Origin of the sequence: Candidatus Nitrotoga sp. M5 (assembly GCF_927904885.1) — a bacterium.
In the GTDB taxonomy this organism is placed as follows: Bacteria; Pseudomonadota; Gammaproteobacteria; order Burkholderiales; family Gallionellaceae; genus Nitrotoga.
The window spans coordinates 161,842-178,864 of record NZ_CAKMNW010000023.1 but is presented as its reverse complement, the minus strand read 5'-3'; the positions used below and the strand labels follow the sequence as shown (position 1 = coordinate 178,864).

At 45.6% G+C, this 17,023-nt stretch carries 16 protein-coding genes and 2 pseudogenes; 7 read left to right on the top strand and 11 right to left on the bottom strand.

Annotated features, from left to right (window positions below):
- Window positions 1–743: 743 nt before the first annotated feature.
- Window positions 744–1,037 (bottom strand): annotated as a pseudogene (locus tag MJ770_RS15620) (transposase).
- A gap of 152 nt (window positions 1,038–1,189) precedes the next feature.
- Here MJ770_RS15620 and rpoH point away from each other — a divergent pair.
- From rpoH to MJ770_RS07255, 3 genes are all read left to right on the top strand, one after another.
- Window positions 1,190–2,050, top strand: a complete 861-nt coding sequence (rpoH, locus tag MJ770_RS07265) for an RNA polymerase sigma factor RpoH (RefSeq protein WP_239250944.1) — start codon at window positions 1,190–1,192, stop codon at window positions 2,048–2,050.
- Window positions 2,051–2,623: 573 nt separating this feature from the next.
- Entirely contained in the window at window positions 2,624–2,902 is a 279-nt protein-coding gene (locus MJ770_RS07260) for a hypothetical protein (protein WP_239250943.1), read from the top strand.
- Between the two features lie 576 nt (window positions 2,903–3,478).
- Window positions 3,479–3,649: a hypothetical protein gene (locus tag MJ770_RS07255; RefSeq protein ID WP_239250942.1), complete on the top strand. Its 171-nt coding sequence runs from the start codon at window positions 3,479–3,481 to the stop codon at window positions 3,647–3,649.
- 597 nt (window positions 3,650–4,246) lie between these two features.
- Here the strand turns inward: MJ770_RS07255 and MJ770_RS07250 are convergent.
- The 10 genes from MJ770_RS07250 to lgt all read right to left on the bottom strand — a co-directional run bounded on the left by MJ770_RS07250 (window position 4,247) and on the right by lgt (window position 13,776).
- Complete coding sequence (locus MJ770_RS07250) at window positions 4,247–4,648, bottom strand: ClpXP protease specificity-enhancing factor (RefSeq protein WP_239250941.1); 402 nt, start codon at window positions 4,646–4,648, stop codon at window positions 4,247–4,249.
- Window positions 4,645–5,244, bottom strand: a complete 600-nt coding sequence (locus tag MJ770_RS07245) for a glutathione S-transferase N-terminal domain-containing protein (protein ID WP_239250940.1) — start codon at window positions 5,242–5,244, stop codon at window positions 4,645–4,647. Before MJ770_RS07245 ends, MJ770_RS07250 begins: the two co-directional genes overlap by 4 nt.
- A gap of 8 nt (window positions 5,245–5,252) precedes the next feature.
- The gene (locus MJ770_RS07240) at window positions 5,253–6,266 is read right to left on the bottom strand and encodes a hypothetical protein (RefSeq protein WP_239250939.1); all 1,014 of its coding nucleotides are present in this window, start codon (window positions 6,264–6,266) and stop codon (window positions 5,253–5,255) included.
- Window positions 6,267–6,279: 13 nt separating this feature from the next.
- Complete coding sequence (locus MJ770_RS07235; protein WP_239250938.1) at window positions 6,280–6,819, bottom strand: c-type cytochrome; 540 nt, start codon at window positions 6,817–6,819, stop codon at window positions 6,280–6,282.
- Window positions 6,816–7,343 carry a DUF3341 domain-containing protein gene (locus MJ770_RS07230; protein WP_239250937.1) on the bottom strand — a complete coding sequence of 176 codons (528 nt, stop codon included), beginning with the start codon at window positions 7,341–7,343 and terminating at the stop codon, window positions 6,816–6,818. Before MJ770_RS07230 ends, MJ770_RS07235 begins: the two co-directional genes overlap by 4 nt.
- Window positions 7,344–8,708, bottom strand: coding sequence for an NrfD/PsrC family molybdoenzyme membrane anchor subunit (gene nrfD, locus MJ770_RS07225; protein WP_239250936.1), 1,365 nt, complete (start codon window positions 8,706–8,708; stop codon window positions 7,344–7,346). It abuts the gene before it with no gap.
- Between the two features lie 77 nt (window positions 8,709–8,785).
- Window positions 8,786–9,640 (bottom strand): 4Fe-4S dicluster domain-containing protein, encoded by an 855-nt coding sequence (locus MJ770_RS07220; RefSeq protein WP_239250935.1) that lies wholly within the window; start codon window positions 9,638–9,640, stop codon window positions 8,786–8,788.
- Window positions 9,641–9,643: 3 nt separating this feature from the next.
- Window positions 9,644–11,854 (bottom strand): molybdopterin-containing oxidoreductase family protein, encoded by a 2,211-nt coding sequence (locus tag MJ770_RS07215; RefSeq protein ID WP_239250934.1) that lies wholly within the window; start codon window positions 11,852–11,854, stop codon window positions 9,644–9,646.
- 41 nt (window positions 11,855–11,895) lie between these two features.
- Entirely contained in the window at window positions 11,896–12,501 is a 606-nt protein-coding gene (locus MJ770_RS07210; RefSeq protein WP_239250933.1) for a cytochrome c3 family protein, read from the bottom strand.
- A gap of 480 nt (window positions 12,502–12,981) precedes the next feature.
- A complete protein-coding gene (lgt, locus tag MJ770_RS07205) occupies window positions 12,982–13,776 on the bottom strand; it encodes a prolipoprotein diacylglyceryl transferase (protein WP_239250932.1) in 795 nt (264 codons plus the stop codon).
- A 263-nt stretch (window positions 13,777–14,039) separates the two neighbouring features.
- Here lgt and MJ770_RS07200 point away from each other — a divergent pair, with 263 nt between their 5' ends.
- The 4 genes and pseudogenes from MJ770_RS07200 to MJ770_RS15610 all read left to right on the top strand — a co-directional run bounded on the left by MJ770_RS07200 (window position 14,040) and on the right by MJ770_RS15610 (window position 16,978).
- Window positions 14,040–14,414 (top strand): c-type cytochrome, encoded by a 375-nt coding sequence (locus tag MJ770_RS07200; protein WP_239250931.1) that lies wholly within the window; start codon window positions 14,040–14,042, stop codon window positions 14,412–14,414.
- 527 nt (window positions 14,415–14,941) lie between these two features.
- Entirely contained in the window at window positions 14,942–15,988 is a 1,047-nt protein-coding gene (locus MJ770_RS07195) for a branched-chain amino acid ABC transporter substrate-binding protein (RefSeq protein ID WP_320412222.1), read from the top strand.
- A gap of 170 nt (window positions 15,989–16,158) precedes the next feature.
- Window positions 16,159–16,299: pseudogene (locus MJ770_RS15615) on the top strand (ABC transporter permease subunit); the annotation flags it as partial.
- 91 nt (window positions 16,300–16,390) lie between these two features.
- Window positions 16,391–16,978 (top strand): branched-chain amino acid ABC transporter permease, encoded by a 588-nt coding sequence (locus MJ770_RS15610; RefSeq protein WP_445083132.1) that lies wholly within the window; start codon window positions 16,391–16,393, stop codon window positions 16,976–16,978.
- Window positions 16,979–17,023 lie beyond the last annotated feature (45 nt).

Sequence of the window (17,023 nt, the reverse complement as noted above, 5' to 3'; positions counted from 1 at the left end):
GCGGCAGCCTGGATGAAAGGATTCATTTATTCTGTGCCAGCTCGGGGGACTCGTTTCACCTCGTTGTACTTCCATAAAATTTCATCATCCATTGTTTGAATCTGCTGTTATAGCTTTACTTTTTAAATGAGATAGATTCTATCCTTTACCCGGTAGCCTCCGACAACGTTGACCTAGCGGTGAACGTACTCCACCCATGTAGAATTATTTTTGTACGCGACTTCGCATCTATTCCTTGCATTACACCCTTCAACACATCAATGGCTTGATACAGATTCGATCAGCTGTGTATTTAGGCTTGGTAAAACAAAATGAACCGCCTCCTTAGACTATTAACAATCACCAATACTTACAATTGATCTTCCGAAGTTCCTCTTATCGTTGCTTTACACCTCATGTTCGGACTCTTTGGCTAAGGGACGCCCCCCTTAAAGTGTTCGATAATGAACGTCTCATCTGCTTTGACGATACCGCTAATCACGACCCAAATTATTTAACGCTTCAATCCTTGTTTTGAACTCAGTCGTTTTCTTGATGTGCATCTCAGTAACTGCAATTTATGCCTTTTCATCACTCGATTTAACAACCAATATCGACATACCATATCTTATTTCGCAGATATCAATTAGTTAACTTACGCATATACTTTACAGGCGTATATTCAAATTTGCTTTTTACACGCTCGAGTGATTTCTGTAGCTTGCGCGTGTGACTGGTAGTCGTCTTGAGAAGCTGCCCTTTGTTCAGGCAGGCGCTTTGGAAGTCACTGTCTGTTTAATATCGGTATTTAGCATTTCATCTGATTTTAACTCAGGGCTGTAACTCGGTAGATAAAACACTTCAATCTCATCCCGATGCTTCGCAAGCCATGCCTTATCCAACTAATCGTGATGGACTCGCAAGTTATCCATAATCAGGAATACTTTGCTTTTGGCATCTTTCGCCAATTGCTTCAGAAATTCTATGAGCCGATCTGAATTCAATGCACTGTTCAGCACCATCCACCTGACCTTGTCTTGGTTCGTGACCGTAGGGATAAGGCCCTCGTTCTCGCGTTTGCTTAAGACATAACTTCATCAATTAAGGTCAATATTTAATTGCCAAGCCCATAATATAAATTTATATCCAAAAGACAATTGGCACTCGATGGTGTTGAGTGCTAAAATTTCATATTAGGAGGATATATTTAATGAATCAAACATTGACTTTGCCGACACCCACGGCGGTAGGTTCTGTAGATCGATATATACAAGCCGTAAATCGCTTCCCGCTACTTACGCCAGATGAGGAACTCGGCCTGGCAACCCGCTTCATCCGCGATAATGATTTGGAATCAGCACACAAGCTTGTTGTTTCACACTTGCGTGTAGTAGTCAGCGTTGCGCGAGGCTATGCTGGATATGGCCTACCACAAGCAGACTTAATACAAGAAGGAAATATCGGTCTGATGAAAGCAGTCAAACGCTTTGACCCAGGTCATGGCGTACGGCTGGTTTCATTTGCGTTGCACTGGATACGTGCTGAGATGCATGAATATATTTTACGTAATTGGCGCCTTGTCAAAATTGCAACCACGAAAGCTCAACGCAAATTGTTCTTCAATTTGCGTAGGATGAGGCAAGGATTGGAATCACTCAAGCCGCATGAAGCCAGTTTAATTGGACAACAGCTAAAGGTCAGCACAAACGAAGTTTTAGAAATGGAAGCCCGTTTCAACGGCCACGAAATAGCGTTGGAACCAGCCACAAACAGTGAAGACGATACTAGCCATGCTCCTATAGCCTATTTGGCATCTGCTACGGATACTGAACCATCCTGGATTCTTGAGCAGAAACAAATGGAAACGCAGCAAAGCACGGGGTTAACTCGCGCACTGGCGAGCTTGGACGAGCGCAGTCGTCGTATCATTGAAGCTCGCTGGCTTCGTGAGGACAGCACTGTAACGCTACATGATCTCGCTAACGAGTTTAGTGTATCTGCGGAACGCATACGTCAGATTGAGCAGAAAGCCATGGCAAAAATGCAAGTCACTATGCAGTCCGCCATATAATAGCAGCTAACTACGTAATTTAGCTGCCTATTATATCAATGGTTATTCGCGCTCGAGACACGATTATTAACTCCCCTCAGAAGATTTTAAGCTGACAAAAATTTTGGATTCGCATTAAAACTTATCAAGAAAAAGCTTTATTTTTTATTCCCAACTCGGCGACGATGAACGAATCGTTATAAATTTAGTACTTCACCTTTATGCAGTGGTAACCATTGCCATGCTTTGCCATGCTTTGCCATGCTTATGAGTAGCGTAATTATCGACGATAATATGCTGCTCTTTGATCCTTCTCCGCTATACCTTCAGCCATCTTGAGGAGTTAAAAACCCTTTATGGCTAGCTTTCTGGTTACGTTCACCAGTTACTATACAGCTAGTAACTTCAAGCACTATGTCGATAAACTATGTGAACTGGACCTTTAATAGGGGCATGCGTGCACGATGCTTGGTAATCTCATCAAGACGGCGGTTGGACCGACCTACCTCTGAGCGACCTACTTGGCGCTGGCTACAAGCTTAGAGCGCTTTGGGCGAGTTGATCAATTTTGATTACGCAGGGGTCATGTTGGATATGAGCTTAAATCGCGACTCTAGTGCCTTGATGCGTCATCCCAACGCCATTGAGAAGCACTTGTTTTGCACCATTCATAAATTGTTTGGTTTGGAGCATGTAGTCACCTTGTATGACTTGACCAATACCCATTTTGAAGGCGCAGCCGGGGCCAACCCGAAAGTTCGTCACGGTCGCTCAAAAGAGAATCGCAGCGAGTGTTCCCTGGTGATATTAAGGCTGGAGCTAGCGGCAGAGGATTTGACCGTCGCCCCAGAACCTTCGCTGGCAAGGTCTTAGAAGGAACAACCTTGGAATTCATGTTGACAGGTTAATTGTTCCATTGAACGCAATGGTCATATTGGATGCGGGGATTACCACCCCAGCCAATCTGGTTTGGTTTGTGGAACACGGTTACCGCTATCTGGTAGTGCAGCGTGCTGAGCACGTCAATTTGATGATATGTAGTCGGTGACGATTAACGTCACCGACGGTGAGTCGAACCGGCCGCACAGGGATTAGTGAGCACAGCCAAGAGGTTCAACTATATTGTCATTCTGTAGTACGTGATGCGGAAGTAACGGCGTTATAAGCACCCATTACGCTAGACTTCGAAGCAGAATGACAAAAGACCGCTGATGGCCTGACCAAACCTCGAGCAGTAAAATGGCACGATAAACTGTTGGCACGAATTGGCCGTCTCAATTAGAAGATCAGGTGAGCAAACAAACATTACACCGTAGCCGTCACGACATAGAATCAGGCAAGATAGCAACAGCATTGACGTGGGTGATGACCTAGGTGGCCGGCACCTTGGCAACGCATTCCCGCGTGTATTGCCTTCACAGCAGTGCGTTATCCTGAGGCGAAGAGAGAATGTGGCGCACCGATACTATGCTGACTGATCTGTTGAGCTTTTTCCGTAACTTGAAGAGTGAGCTGGGTTTGCGTCCCGTTGTTCTCTTGAAGGAGGAGCGTTCTGATGAGCGCTTGTTTATAAACCTGCTAGCGTATCAGTGTGTGCAGGCAATACGTCTAAATTTGTAGATGGCTGGAATCAACGCTACATGGACGCAATTAAGAGCGCCATTAGCCGTTCAGCGCCGTGCACAAAGAGCTTGCGTAGTAATGATGCCCGGACAATCCATGAGCGCAAGAGCGCTTGGATTATCTGATTTTATGGCAATCCATCAAGCATTGGAAATCAGTTCAACACCTGAAGGATCGTAAAACTGAAAAGCTGACGCGGAAATAACGAGCAAAATGGCTTGTAGTAACACTAGCACACACCAAAACCATGATTAAAAAAAATAAATTTTTGATGGATATTTAAAGTTGGATAAAAATATTATATAGACCCCACATTTTCTTGAAAATTGTGAAATAGTGAACCTTATTAACTGCCTGTCACCAAACTCGCATTGGTGATATCTACTAATAATCGTAGTGAGTAGATTTTGGATTGAACAAGGTTGCGTAAAATATTTCGAACTCTCCCGTTCGTTAATCTACGCTCAAGCATTTGTTTCATAAGCAGCAACGCTACAAACCATAGATTAATAGTCGAGGAATCTCAAAATCACTATTTGAGTGGCTTAAATAATTATGATTGAGAGTAAGAAGAGGGGTACAGTTAAAGACGTATTATTTCACTATCTTTAGCCGCGGTTTACTAGGAGGAGGTTTATCTGGTGAAGTCGCATTACCGATATCCGCTGAAAGCGTTGGATAAGAGTCATTTCCCTGAAATACAAGCCCTCGGCCGTTTTCCTTAGCAAAAATTCCAATCACTGCAGCTATCGGCACAACCAGCCCGTGTGAGACACCGCCGAAGCGACCACCACAGGTAATCTCTTCATCGCCAATCTGAAGGTTGCGTACTGCATCCATACTGAGACTAAGAACGATCTCACCATCCTTTACATACGCCTTTGGCACGCGCGTCCACTCATCCACTTTAACTGCCAAATAAGGAGTTAAAGCATTGTCGGAGCACCAATCGTAAATCGCACGAATCAAATATGGCTTTGATGAAATCTCACTCACTTTCGCATCGCTTTTTCGGAGGCTGTCATTGCTTCAATATATGCTGGACGCGAAAACAATCGTTCAGCATATTTCATGAGCGGTACAGCTTCCTTGGCAAGTTGAATATCATAGAAATCCAGCCGCCAAAGCAATGGCGCGATTGCCACGTCAAGCATAGAGTATTCATCATTCAACATGAACTTTTGTTTCGCGAAAATCGGAGCAATCTGAGCCAAGCTGTCTCGTACAGATTGTCGCGCCTTATCTGCGGACTTTTGCACCCCACTTTCCAGCGCAGCAATGTGACAGAACATCTCACTCTCGAATCGATGCAAGAATAATCGAGCACGAGCACGCATTGCTGGATCCGCAGGCATCAACTGCGGATGTGGAAAACGTTCGTCAATATACTCATTGATGATATTTGACTCATATAATATTAAATCGCGTTCAACAAGCACTGGTACCGAATTGTACGGATTAATTATCATGAGATCTTCAGGTTTGTTGAACACGTCAACATCAACGATCTGAAAATCCATCCCCTTCTCATACAACACAATACGGCAACGCTGGCTAAATGGGTCAGTTGTTCCCGAGTAAAGTGTCATCATAGCGCGGCTCACACTTTTATCAGATGGTTACTGGCCATCATTCGACGCACCAGTAAGAACCCGGCAACAGCCAATACCGGAGCAACAATCAAGACAGTAAGCACAGGCATGGTACCGGTGCCATTTACGCCCGAAATCCAAATATACCTTTCAAACAACGTACCCAGAATAATACTAGCCGCCACAGTCATTATGATTGGAGGTGAATGCCGTGCAGCTCTCATTGCCAGCACAATAAATGGGATAAACAATTTTAGGACTATCATCGACCACCACAACACAGTGTATTCACCATTCTGCATTGCCATCATGCGATCTACTTCACCAGGTAAATTCGCATACCAAGTAACTAAATATTGCGCGAAAAATGTGTATACCCATAGCAAAGTGAATGCAAACATCATCTGCGCAAGATAGTTATATAAATGATCTCCTATTGGACGTACCAATTTGCCGCGAGTATTCAATACATAAATCCACGTCACCAAGAAGGCCATGAACATATTAAAATTACTAATAAAATGCTGCATGCCGTAGATCGCGCTGTGCCAAGATGGCACCATCGTCATCTCAAAATCCCACGCAATCATGGTACCGTACAACACAAAGACGTACGGTATCCAACAAGCAATCATATGGAAGCTTTGCTGATCTTCAGTACTGCGATCACTAACCGCCTGACGCTTGATAAATATCCAGAAAATTGCCATAACCACCAGCAGGCCAAGCACTTGCCGTGCTACCAGAAATGTATAGTTATGCCATGCGGGTAGATGATGTCCATGCTCATTAGCCGTGCTCAACCATGGGAAAGTATTTTCGCCGCCAACTAGCAATATGACCAACAATACAAATGCTAGCGGGAATAGAGCATATAAGCATATCGCTAATCGGCGAACTTCATAGCGCCACTGAGCACCCACCAAGTGCAACACTGCACTCAATGTCACTCCTCCCAGTGCAAGATAAAGCACCACCAAAAAGCTAGCCGTCAAAACAGACCAATTGCTATACGAAATCATTAGCTGAACTCCCTTATTTGGCTGCAGGCTCATCCGCTACAGCGGATTGCCCATTTTGCAGCACTTTGCGTACATAGTTGATCACACTCCAGCGTTCGGTAGCTGACAGATCATTAGCATACGATGGCATTATTGCACCACCGAACGTCATGTAGCCCCATATAAAACCATCAGATCGCTCTATTGTTTGTTCAGCTGTTAAATCAAACGGCTGCAATAACAATTTTGCTCCAACGTAGCCATCGCCTTTACCAGAAACTCCGTGACACGCAGCACAATAAATCTCAAAAAGATTCTTACCAAGCGCTACTGATTTGTCGTCTGCCGGAATTGGATTTGTCTGTTTTTCCGACGCCTCCATATCCCTTATCATTGATGACGTACCAGGAATGGGAATTGACCGTTTGGGATATGGCGTCATTCCAGGATTTTTCAAATCCACACTTTCCTGAGGTTTAATACTTATTTGATTCGCCATGTCGTCCGACCATGGCCACGCATGCGCAAACGCAGGTGCTAACAGCAATACAATTGCTATGGATAATCTCATCATTTTGCCGCCTCTTCCTGAATCTCAAGTGCCTTATGCTTGGTAAAAATAGCCTTGAAAGCGGCTACTGCTGACTCATCCCCTTGCACCAAAATTCCAATTTGGTCTTCGGATACTTTGGCGCTATATAGCGGTGACCGCTTAGCTGGTAAGCCTGCGCAAATTAAGAATCCCAAAATAGTAATGAATACTCCACCAAGAATAAACATTTCATATGTCAGAATGAAATTAGGCGGTAGTGGAATGATTGGTTTACCTCCTTTAAGCTGAGCAAAAAAGTTGCCCTGAGCAGCCGAAACAAGAATGAACGCCAGCAGACCACCCATTGTGGCACCCACCAAAGTAAACCATTGAACATTGACTGGTTTATCACCCAATACTTGTTCAACCTCGGGATGCTCAATAGGTGACTTGAGTATCAAATCGTCTATGTGAAATCCCTTGATATTGGCCGCACGCAAATCGGCAATTGCAGCCACGGCCTCATCAAAATCATTAAACAGTGCCAGTAAATGACGTGTGCTCATTTAGTAATCTCCCTTCACAGCAGGTTTGTGCTTCTGAGCCAGACTACGGTGATATACCATTTCTTTAACTTCATACATAGAAACAGACGGAAATACTTTACAAAACACCATAAACAATAAAGTAAACCAGCCAAAACTACCAAACACCATTCCCCACTGGATTAAGCTCGGCCATTGATCATGATCCCATGCCCAAGGATAGTGACCGTGAGCAAAACTTGGCGAGATAATCATCCATCGTTCGAGCCACATTCCCACATTGAGCAATATCGACACTACGAACAATATCGGAAGGTGAGTCTGGAATCGTTTAAAGGCAAGCATTAATGGCAATATGGAACCAAAAAAGATCATTGCCCAAAAGTATGGTGCATAAGGACCGGTAGCTTTGAAAATCAATTGATCCTTAGCTGTTTGGTCATGCCCATACCAAACTGAAGCGAATTCAATCAGGTTTAGATATGTCCACACCATAGCAATAGCGAATGTCAGGCGTACCAGCTTCCGCATGATAGGTAATGTCATGTACTCTTCAAACCTGAACACATATCGCAGGATAATGAAAAGTGTAATTATCGCCGCACAACCGGAATACAAAGCACCTGCAACGAAGTATGGCGGGAATGATGTTACGTGCCAGCCCGGCATATTCGACATAGCAAAGTCAGAAGCCACAATGGAGTGAACGGAAACTGCCAGTGGTATCAGGAAACAAGCTATTGTTAGATAAGTCATGCGGAAATTGCGCCACTGGCGATCTGTTCCCTCCCAGCCAAGCGACATAATTGTATACAGTTTCTTACGCCAGCCAGCATGAATATTGTCACGGCAAATCGCCAAATCAGGAATCATGCCGACATAAAGAAAGAGAACGGAAGAGCTTAAATAGGTAGCAATCGCGAACATATCCCATACTAGCGGCGACTGAAAGTTTGGCCACGCCCAACGTTCGTTAGGGTAAGGCATGACATAATAGACTTGCCATAATCGGCCCAAGTGGACCATCACGAACAAGCCTGCCGTCATCAGCGAGAAGGTGGTCATTGCCTCGGCAAAACGGTATATCGGCTTACGCCAATCTGCATGCATTAAATGCAAAATCGCCGACAACAAAGTCCCAGAATGGCTCATGCCTATCCAAAAAATGAAGGTGGCGATGTATAAACTCCACACATGTGAGTTGTTTTTATTGGCGACACCCATACCGGTCTGGTATTGGTAAATCTCGCATCCCACCGCAACACCAACCATGGCAATTGCGATAAGCAAGATCACCCAATAAATCCTTCTTGGACTCTCCAAACTCTTGAGCACATCTTTGTTAATCTGCGCCCAAGCAATATCTTCGCGTATATCTTTTTCCATTATTTTATTTCCTTCCCTTGTGCCTGCGTGAATGTTGTTTCAGTGCCGTTTACCACGTAACACCCCCATCACGGGGCTTAAATAGCACTTTCACGCAACTGCTCCAGATACATCACCGACGGATAAGTGCGCAACTCTTCCAAAATACGATAACCGCGCAGCTTGACAGCATCTTCCGCTGCGTCTTTTGCTTGCTTATCCTTATTCAGATCAACCTGTTGCTGCATCCACTGCTTACCTACTTTGGCCAATGGGTCAACTAGATTACCGAAAGTTATAGCTCCCGTTGGGCAAACTTGTTGGCAGGCAGTTTGAACTTCACCATCAAGCACAAGTCTACCTTCGGTACGTGCGTCACTTTTAGCGACGGTCAGTCGCTGCACGCAGAAAGTACATTTCTCCATCACACCCTTGCCGCGAACGGTCACGTCTGGATTAAGCTGTTGCTCCATCGGTGCCGGCCACACATTGTCAGTGGTTGGATAATCATACCAGTTGAAATAACGGACTTTATATGGGCAGTTTGCATTGCAGTAACGTGAACCGACACAGCGGTTGTAAACCTGCGAATTCAAACCATCGGCAGTGTGGTTGGTCGCCCCTACAGGGCATACCGTTTCGCACGGCGCTGACTCACAATGCTGACACAACATGGGTAAAAACTGAGCCCCCTGGTCGGCAAATTCGCGACCATCATTATCCCAGTATCGTTCGATACGCATCCAATGATGGGAATGTCCATGTGCAAACTTTTCCTTACCTACCACGGGCAGATTGTTTTCTGCATAACATGCCACGCTACAGGCATTACAGCCGGTACATGAATCCAAGTCTATGCTCATCGCCCATTTGTATTCCAAGTGAGGCCTGTCCTCCGACGGATGCTGATGGCGGAAATCTGACCAGTTTTCTAATAAATTGGTAATGGACATCTTTTATACCTCCTCCGAAAGATTCACTTTATTAGATGGAATCCTAAGCGCGATTCTTCTACCCATCTGACTGCCACCGGCTGGGCCTTCATCTTTAACTATAATCACACGCTGCCCTGCCTTGGTAACTTTAACGCGCGTCTCATGCATTGCCAATTCTCCGGTTTCATTGTCGAACACTGGATCAAGAATGCTGAAGGCATTAGAACCAACACCCTTTGCGTAACGTCCCATCGCCTCATGGCCATAGCCTAGTGGCACTGAAACGACATCGGGATGAATACCTGGAAACAGGTAGGCCTGTGCTTTGATAGCACCGCTTTTTGAAGCCACCTCGACAATATCGCCTTCCACAATACCCAATTTGGCGGCAGTTTTCGGGTGCATCTCCACCCAGCTATCCCACACAATAGTTGTCAGTGGATCCGGTGATTCTTGCAACCAAGGCTCATTAGCGTTACGACCATCGCGCATGCTTGCGCTCACGGCCGGAATCAGGTGTAGAGGATACGTTGCATCTTCTGCAAATGGAGCAGGAACAACCAAAGCTGCAGCTGACATACTGCCTGTCATATTGACAGGTTCGCCCACCAACTTAACCACACCATGACTTAGAGCTGTCTCCCAAAATGTATCGTCATCCTTATCCGCGCCACCTAATGCATCTTTGTTCGACACCATTGCGCTACGCAAGTATGAGTAAAAATCTTCATAGTCATTGTATTCATCTGGCCGGCGCTGCTTGAGCATAGCAAGCAAGATATCACCCACACCCAAGGTACCGGGGTACATTTTTTCCATCAACGGTTGCCGAATATTAAGCTGAGCACCTTCGGCAATATATTCCGGCATCAAAGTCGCCCAGTCCTCCATCGCAGAGTTCAACGGCAGAACTAAATCTGCCTCTACAGCGGTTTCATCCATATAATGAGCGAACACAACCTTGAACGGAACCTTCTTTAAATTTTCTTTTAGCTTAAAGAAAGCAGGTGCAGTGAATACCGGGTTTGCACCATAGCTAAACAAGACTTTAACCTTATCTTGCGCCATGTCGTCACTGAGGGACTGCAACGCAAAGCTGTTTCCAGTAGACGGTGCCATTTGCGGAAACGGCACACTGGACGGGGCTTCTACCGTCTGACCGACGTTACCTAAAACCTGATTCAACAATGCGATAGCAGCGGCATTCTGCGAACCATGCGCATAGCCCTCGGCAGCACTGCCTGCAATTACTAAGCTTGGGCTGCGCTCCTTCAGTAACGCGGCAAGCTTAGCTATATGTTCAGCCGACACTCCGGTGTCTTTGCTCACACGATCAGAGGTGTACTCCCCTACAGCAGCTGCAACATCTTCAGATACGGGCAACCCTGCAGCAGCTAGAGAATTAATCAATCCCAGCGCAAGTATGCCTTCAGTACCTGGTCGTATAGCCAGCCAGCGATCCGCATTGGCACCAGTTAACGTCATCTTGGATTCAACCTGCACCAGCACCCCACGCTCGCCATTATCAGGTTTGCGGAACCGAGCATACTGCTGAGAGAAATGCACTGGTGAAACCCACGCACCCAAGAAATCCGCTCCGAACGAAACGATAACCTTTGCCTTATCCATACTTAACCGAGGCATTTCTACACCATATGCCTTCTTATTAGAGGCACGCACAACTGACGGCGCAACTGCCTCATAGACATAATGGTGACCAGAACCCAGTGCATCTAGATAATTGTTCAATAATGCTTTGACATGCCCACTAACGACACCAGTCAGAAATGCGACATTCTCTGGATTCACACTACCAACTTTTTCGTTGATTAACTCCAGTGCTTTTTCCCATGTTATCGCCTCTCCCCTATCTCCGTTGCGCAAAAGCGGCTCTCGTATTCGATCGGGGTTATAATGCGCTTGCACTCCGGCCTGCCCTAAACCGCACATTTTGCCGTTATTAATGGGGGATTCTGGATTACCTTCCAGCTTGAGCACACGACCTTCTCTCACTCGCCCCATAATGCCGCATCCAGCATCACACTGCGCGCAGGTCGAATTAAAATATGTGCCAATACTAGGAATAATATAGTCCGCTGTCTCGGCATAGGAAGTAACAAACTCTCTCCCATCCTCAACTGAGGTATTACCACACCCGCTTAACGCGACTGTTGCACCACCCCACCCCAGCACCTTCAGAAAATTTCGCCGATTAAAACCATTTTCAATCATTGCTGACACCTCTTGGAAATCTTTATCTTGTGAACGCGCCATTACTTATGACACTGCCAGCAGTCATTTGGGCCCTGACTCGTCTTTGTGGATGTTGCATCTATCCGATGATCTTTCATATGACAACTCCTGCACCAACCCATTGAGAGCGGCTTTTGGCGTCGCGCAACTGTCATTTTTTTCACATCTCCGTGACAGTAGCCGCAGGCTTCCTGCACAGGCTTGCCCTGCGCAAAAACAAATCGCTGTATGTGACGCTCATGGTTGAAACGTACGAAATCAGGAAGATCATGCACCTTTTTCCAAGGTATAGCTTTTTTAGCGTCCCAATATTCGAACAGCTTCTTGATTCTCGGGGCTTCCCGCACCGACTCAATGTTCTGATGGCAACCAACACATTTCTGTACCGGCGGAATGCCTGCCACTATGCTGCGACGCGCATATGTGTGACAGTACATACAGTTTATCTCCATGCCGCCATCTGCAGCATCGCCAGCGTGGCGATCATGGGGAAATTCAAATGGCTGCTCGACGTTAGGACCTAAATCGTCAGCCGTCGTAAGGGGCTGTGCCGCTTTAACGGCATAGCTGCCAGCGGAAACGACTAATCCAACAAGCAGTACGGACAAACGTAAAAAAGAATACATCGTAAGTAGCTCCCCCAACAAACAAATTAGACTGCCGACGGAACAGCATCGACATGTTTTACACATTCAAAACAGGTAATTTAAAACGACGCATATCGTTTTAAGCACTGACACACTTATTTGGCGCAACCAATCCGCAAGGGATAGGCGTGACACAACGCCGCGGTCGCGCATAATGTCCAGTTTGGAAAATAAAGTCAACAGTACGAAATAACAAAATTAAAATTGAAAAATATAGCGCGTTAATTTCTGCATCAATTTCTTACATAAAATTAAATACAAACATATATTTAAGATTGCCACATATATTTTTCAATATAACCAACCCTTTGTGCATGTCGCACCCCTTAAAAACCAAACTCATTGCCACTTTTGATTAGTAATAAAGTTCCAGATGTGCCAAAAAAGCAATGCACAAAGTTGAGGTCAGGCATTCTCTGCAAAATTGACAGGCGTCCAACAAGTAATGAGTACAAGAGATTATTTAAGCGTAACCGATTCTCGCTGCCCCCTTACCACTAGCACCAGCCCTGCAATCACCATTGGCAGACTGAGCCATTGACCCATGCTAATACCAAGACTCATTAGTCCAAATATTCCGTCATCTGGGTTACGTGTATATTCAGCAAGAAAACGGAAGCTGCCGTAGCCAATAAGAAACAAACCAGACACTGCACCTACTGGGCGTGGCTTACGCGAATAGAACCACAACAGCACAAACAGGACCAATCCTTCCAGTGCAAATTCATAAAGCTGAGATGGGTGGCGCGGCAGATCATCTACATGCGGGAATACCATCCCCCAAGGAACATTTGTAGGTCGCCCCCATAATTCTGCATTAATAAAGTTGCCTATACGTCCTGCGCCTAGACCAAGCGGCACCAAGGGAGCAATAAAGTCCATCAATTGCAGCCAAGGGAGCTTGTGCTGACGTGCAAAAAATGCCATCGCCACAAGCACGCCAAGAAAACCTCCGTGGAAAGACATACCACCTTGCCAAACTGCGAGAATTTCAAGTGGATGAGATGCATAGTAACCGGGGTTGTAAAACAACACCTCACCCAGCCTCCCACCCAGCACAACTCCAAGAATGCCGTAAAATAATAGGTCATCCATCATTTTCTCATCCCATCCTGAGCGGTTGAGAGTGCGGATACGCAATTTTCCCAACCATAAAAATGACATAAAGGCCAGTAGATACATTAATCCGTACCAGTGCACTGCAAGCGGGCCAAGGTGTATAGCAACTGGATCAAACTGGGGATGAATGAACATGCGGATCGTATTAGCAAATGATTTAATGTTTAAGATAAATTATTATACGTGATTTAGTTACGTGTCGATTTCATGCTCTCAGCAATTTATATTTGCTTCGCTGGAGCATGTTTGTCAACGGACAGTGAGATATACGCGTTATTGCCAATACTGTTTAGTACTTTACAGTTTGCAAAGAAGTTGGAGTTGGTTAAAATGGCAAAGACAGCAATGTCTTAGTTGTTTAACCGAAGAATAACTTAAATTTAATGGAGCTTAATTACATGAAATCTATCATTATTAGCGTGATCGCAGCAGCAGGCCTGATGGCTTCAGGTAGCATTTTTGCAACTGATATGCCAGATTTAGCCAAGAAAAGCGGCTGTACAGCTTGCCACAAAATTGATAAAAAAATTGTTGGCCCCGCTTGGATGGATGTTTCCAAGAAGTACAAGGGCGTTAAAGAGTATGCTTATTCACCAAAAGGCAGTGACCATGCTGACGCCAAGAAAATGTCATTAGAAGATGGCTTGGCCATGAAAATTGCCAAAGGCGGTACTGGTAACTGGGGTAAGGTACCAATGACTCCTAACTCTCCTAAAGTAAGCGATGCGGAGATCAAAGAGCTGGTTCAATTTATTTTGGGTCTGGCTAAATAATCAAAAAGCAATTCTCTCTTAGCAGAAATCGGTTTATGCCGATTTCTGCTTTCTATTTCTGCATCTACTGAACAATTCAATCGAATAATTAAATGAATAATTTGAAAGCTTGCAAACAGAATTCAATAAATTAAAGCCAGTTTAAACTGGCTTTAATATATTGGCGTTTCGGTTGCCATTCCTTGCATATAAATGTGCAAATATTATTTACTGCTAGGTTATCGTTAACAGTTAATCATTAGAAGCAACAACATACTGATTAATAAATACTCAACAATTTATAGGTTTAACTGTCACACTATATCGTGAATATTGCTTATTTTTTACGTTCCAATCACTGCTCGGAATATGTCAAATTGACAGAAACGCAACATTCCAAACACAATCCGCTCGATAATTTATTTACTCTCTGAATCCAGAAGACGCATAATCAGCTATACCTGCTTCTCGCCGCCCTGTCATTTACTCTCCTCACTGGTTGCGGTGAGCCGAAACAATCTATAACCAGCGGCATAGATGAGCTAGTGGTGAAGATCGGTGCCGCAGCCCCACTCACCGGACCGCAAGCACATATCGGCAAAGACAATGAAAACGGTACGCACATGGCGATAGAGGACGCCAACACCCGAGGGATTATCATTGGTGGCCGCAAGGTACATTTCGAACTAATCAGCGAAGATGACCAAGCGGATCCAAAAACTGCTACGATCGTTGCGCAAAAGCTGGCAGATGCAAAAGTAAATGGCGTGATCGACCATCTCAATTCTGGCACCTCTATTCCTGCTTCAAGGATCTATAACGATAACGGCATCCCCCAGATTTCCCCCTCCGCAACAGCGGTGAGTTATACCGCCCAAGGCCATATGACGACCTTCCGAGTGATGTCCAACGATGGTCAACAAGGCACAGCATTGGGCGAATTCGCGGCAAACACCCTGAATGCCAAGAAAATCGCAGTTATAGACGATCGCTCTGCCTATGGCCAAGGGCTTGCTGACGAATTCATCAAATCTGTGCAAGCCAACTGTGCGCAGATCGTAGCGCGTGAGTACACCACTGACAAAGCGGTAGATTTCACTGCAGTGCTTACCTCCATCAAGAGCAAACACCCCGACTTGCTATTTTTTGGCGGTATGGATCCACAAGGCGTGCCGATGGCCAAGCAGCTCAAGGCACTTAATTTAAATGTTAAGTTCATGATGGGCAATGGTGGTTACACGCCTAAATTACTTGATTTGGCTGGCGATGCGGCTGATGGAGTCTATGCTTCATTGCCTGGCGTGCCACTAAAGCAGATGCCCGGCGGTAAAGACTTCTCCCAACGCTATAAAGAAAAATATAATCAACCCATTCAGCTCTATGCACCTTATTGTTATGATGCTGTAAACGTAATGATAGCCGCGATGCAAAAAGCTGACTCAGCCGATCCAGCGAAATACCTGCTCGAACTCGCCATGATTACGCATAATGGCGTAACTGCGAACATTGCATTCGAGGAAAAAGGCGACATTAAAGATGGCGCAGTGACCTTGTACCAAGTACAGCGAGGTAAGTGGCAGCCATTGCAAACATAGGCGGGCAGTCCGAGATATCCGCGCATTGTAGAAAATTTGCTGGAATAATAAAGCGACACCTTGCGTGTCGTTTTTTATTGTGTGAGTAACCCTTGGACACATTACTACAACAAATCGTCAACGGCCTCGTGCAAGGCGGCGTGAATGCCATGGTTGTCTTGGGTTACGCCATGGTGTATGGCATTCTCGGCCTGATTAATTTCGCGCATGGCGAAGTCGTGATGGTAGGGGCAATGGTCGCGCTGTCCGTGAGCCAACTACTCATCGAATCTGGTCTGCCATTGCCGCTGATATTACTGATTAGCCTGATAGCTTCGATTGTGGTTTGCATGGCGCTAGGTTACGGCATCGAGCGCATCGCCTATCGCCCATTGCGCAAGGCTCCTCGCCTAGCACCATTAAATGACGGCAATTGGCGTTTCCATTGTGTTGCAAAATCTGGCGATGATGTTCTGGGAACGCGAATACCATGCTTTCCCGTCTTTACTGCCAAACATCTCGCACATGCTGTCTGGTGCGATCATTACGGAAGTGCAGATTCTTATTGTTTTAGTTGCGCTGGGAATGATGGGTGGCTTGCTGCTGTTGATGCATCGCACTCGCTTGGGTCGCGCAATGCGTGCTGTATCGGAGAACGCCTCCGCTGCCGTTTTGATGGGGGTGAATGTCAACGGTGTGATTGCTATTACTTTCATGCTGGGTTCCGCGCTGGCTGCTGTGGCAGGTATCATGGTCAGCGCGAACTATGGCATCGTACACTATTCCATGGGCGCCATGCTTGGACTAAAAGCGTTTACTGCCGCTGTATTAGGCGGCATCGGCAACATGCGCGGAGCCATGGTGGGTGGACTGCTGCTGGGTTTAATTGAAAGCTTAGGAGCAGGCTACATTGGTGATCTCAGTGGTGGCTTTCTCGGCAGCCACTATCAAGATGTATTTGCCTTCTTTGTACTGATTTTCGTACTGATTTTCGCCCATCTGGCTTATTAGGAGAACGTCTTGCGGAACGCCCTTAAACTCCTGTCATCCAAGAAC

Excerpts from the sequence above, each read along its gene's own strand:
- rpoH (WP_239250944.1), top strand. The coding sequence starts at position 1,190 with ATGAATCAAACATTGACTTTGCCGACACCCACGGCGGTAGGTTCTGTA.
- MJ770_RS07260 (WP_239250943.1), top strand. The coding sequence starts at position 2,624 with ATGAGCTTAAATCGCGACTCTAGTGCCTTGATGCGTCATCCCAACGCC.
- MJ770_RS07255 (WP_239250942.1), top strand. The coding sequence starts at position 3,479 with ATGTGGCGCACCGATACTATGCTGACTGATCTGTTGAGCTTTTTCCGT.
- MJ770_RS07245 (WP_239250940.1), bottom strand. The coding sequence starts at position 5,244 with ATGATGACACTTTACTCGGGAACAACTGACCCATTTAGCCAGCGTTGC.
- MJ770_RS07240 (WP_239250939.1), bottom strand. The coding sequence starts at position 6,266 with ATGATTTCGTATAGCAATTGGTCTGTTTTGACGGCTAGCTTTTTGGTG.
- MJ770_RS07235 (WP_239250938.1), bottom strand. The coding sequence starts at position 6,819 with ATGATGAGATTATCCATAGCAATTGTATTGCTGTTAGCACCTGCGTTT.
- MJ770_RS07230 (WP_239250937.1), bottom strand. The coding sequence starts at position 7,343 with ATGAGCACACGTCATTTACTGGCACTGTTTAATGATTTTGATGAGGCC.
- nrfD (WP_239250936.1), bottom strand. The coding sequence starts at position 8,708 with ATGGAAAAAGATATACGCGAAGATATTGCTTGGGCGCAGATTAACAAA.
- MJ770_RS07220 (WP_239250935.1), bottom strand. The coding sequence starts at position 9,640 with ATGTCCATTACCAATTTATTAGAAAACTGGTCAGATTTCCGCCATCAG.
- MJ770_RS07215 (WP_239250934.1), bottom strand. The coding sequence starts at position 11,854 with ATGATTGAAAATGGTTTTAATCGGCGAAATTTTCTGAAGGTGCTGGGG.
- MJ770_RS07210 (WP_239250933.1), bottom strand. The coding sequence starts at position 12,501 with ATGTATTCTTTTTTACGTTTGTCCGTACTGCTTGTTGGATTAGTCGTT.
- lgt (WP_239250932.1), bottom strand. The coding sequence starts at position 13,776 with ATGTTCATTCATCCCCAGTTTGATCCAGTTGCTATACACCTTGGCCCG.
- MJ770_RS07200 (WP_239250931.1), top strand. The coding sequence starts at position 14,040 with ATGAAATCTATCATTATTAGCGTGATCGCAGCAGCAGGCCTGATGGCT.
- MJ770_RS15610 (WP_445083132.1), top strand. The coding sequence starts at position 16,391 with ATGACGGCAATTGGCGTTTCCATTGTGTTGCAAAATCTGGCGATGATG.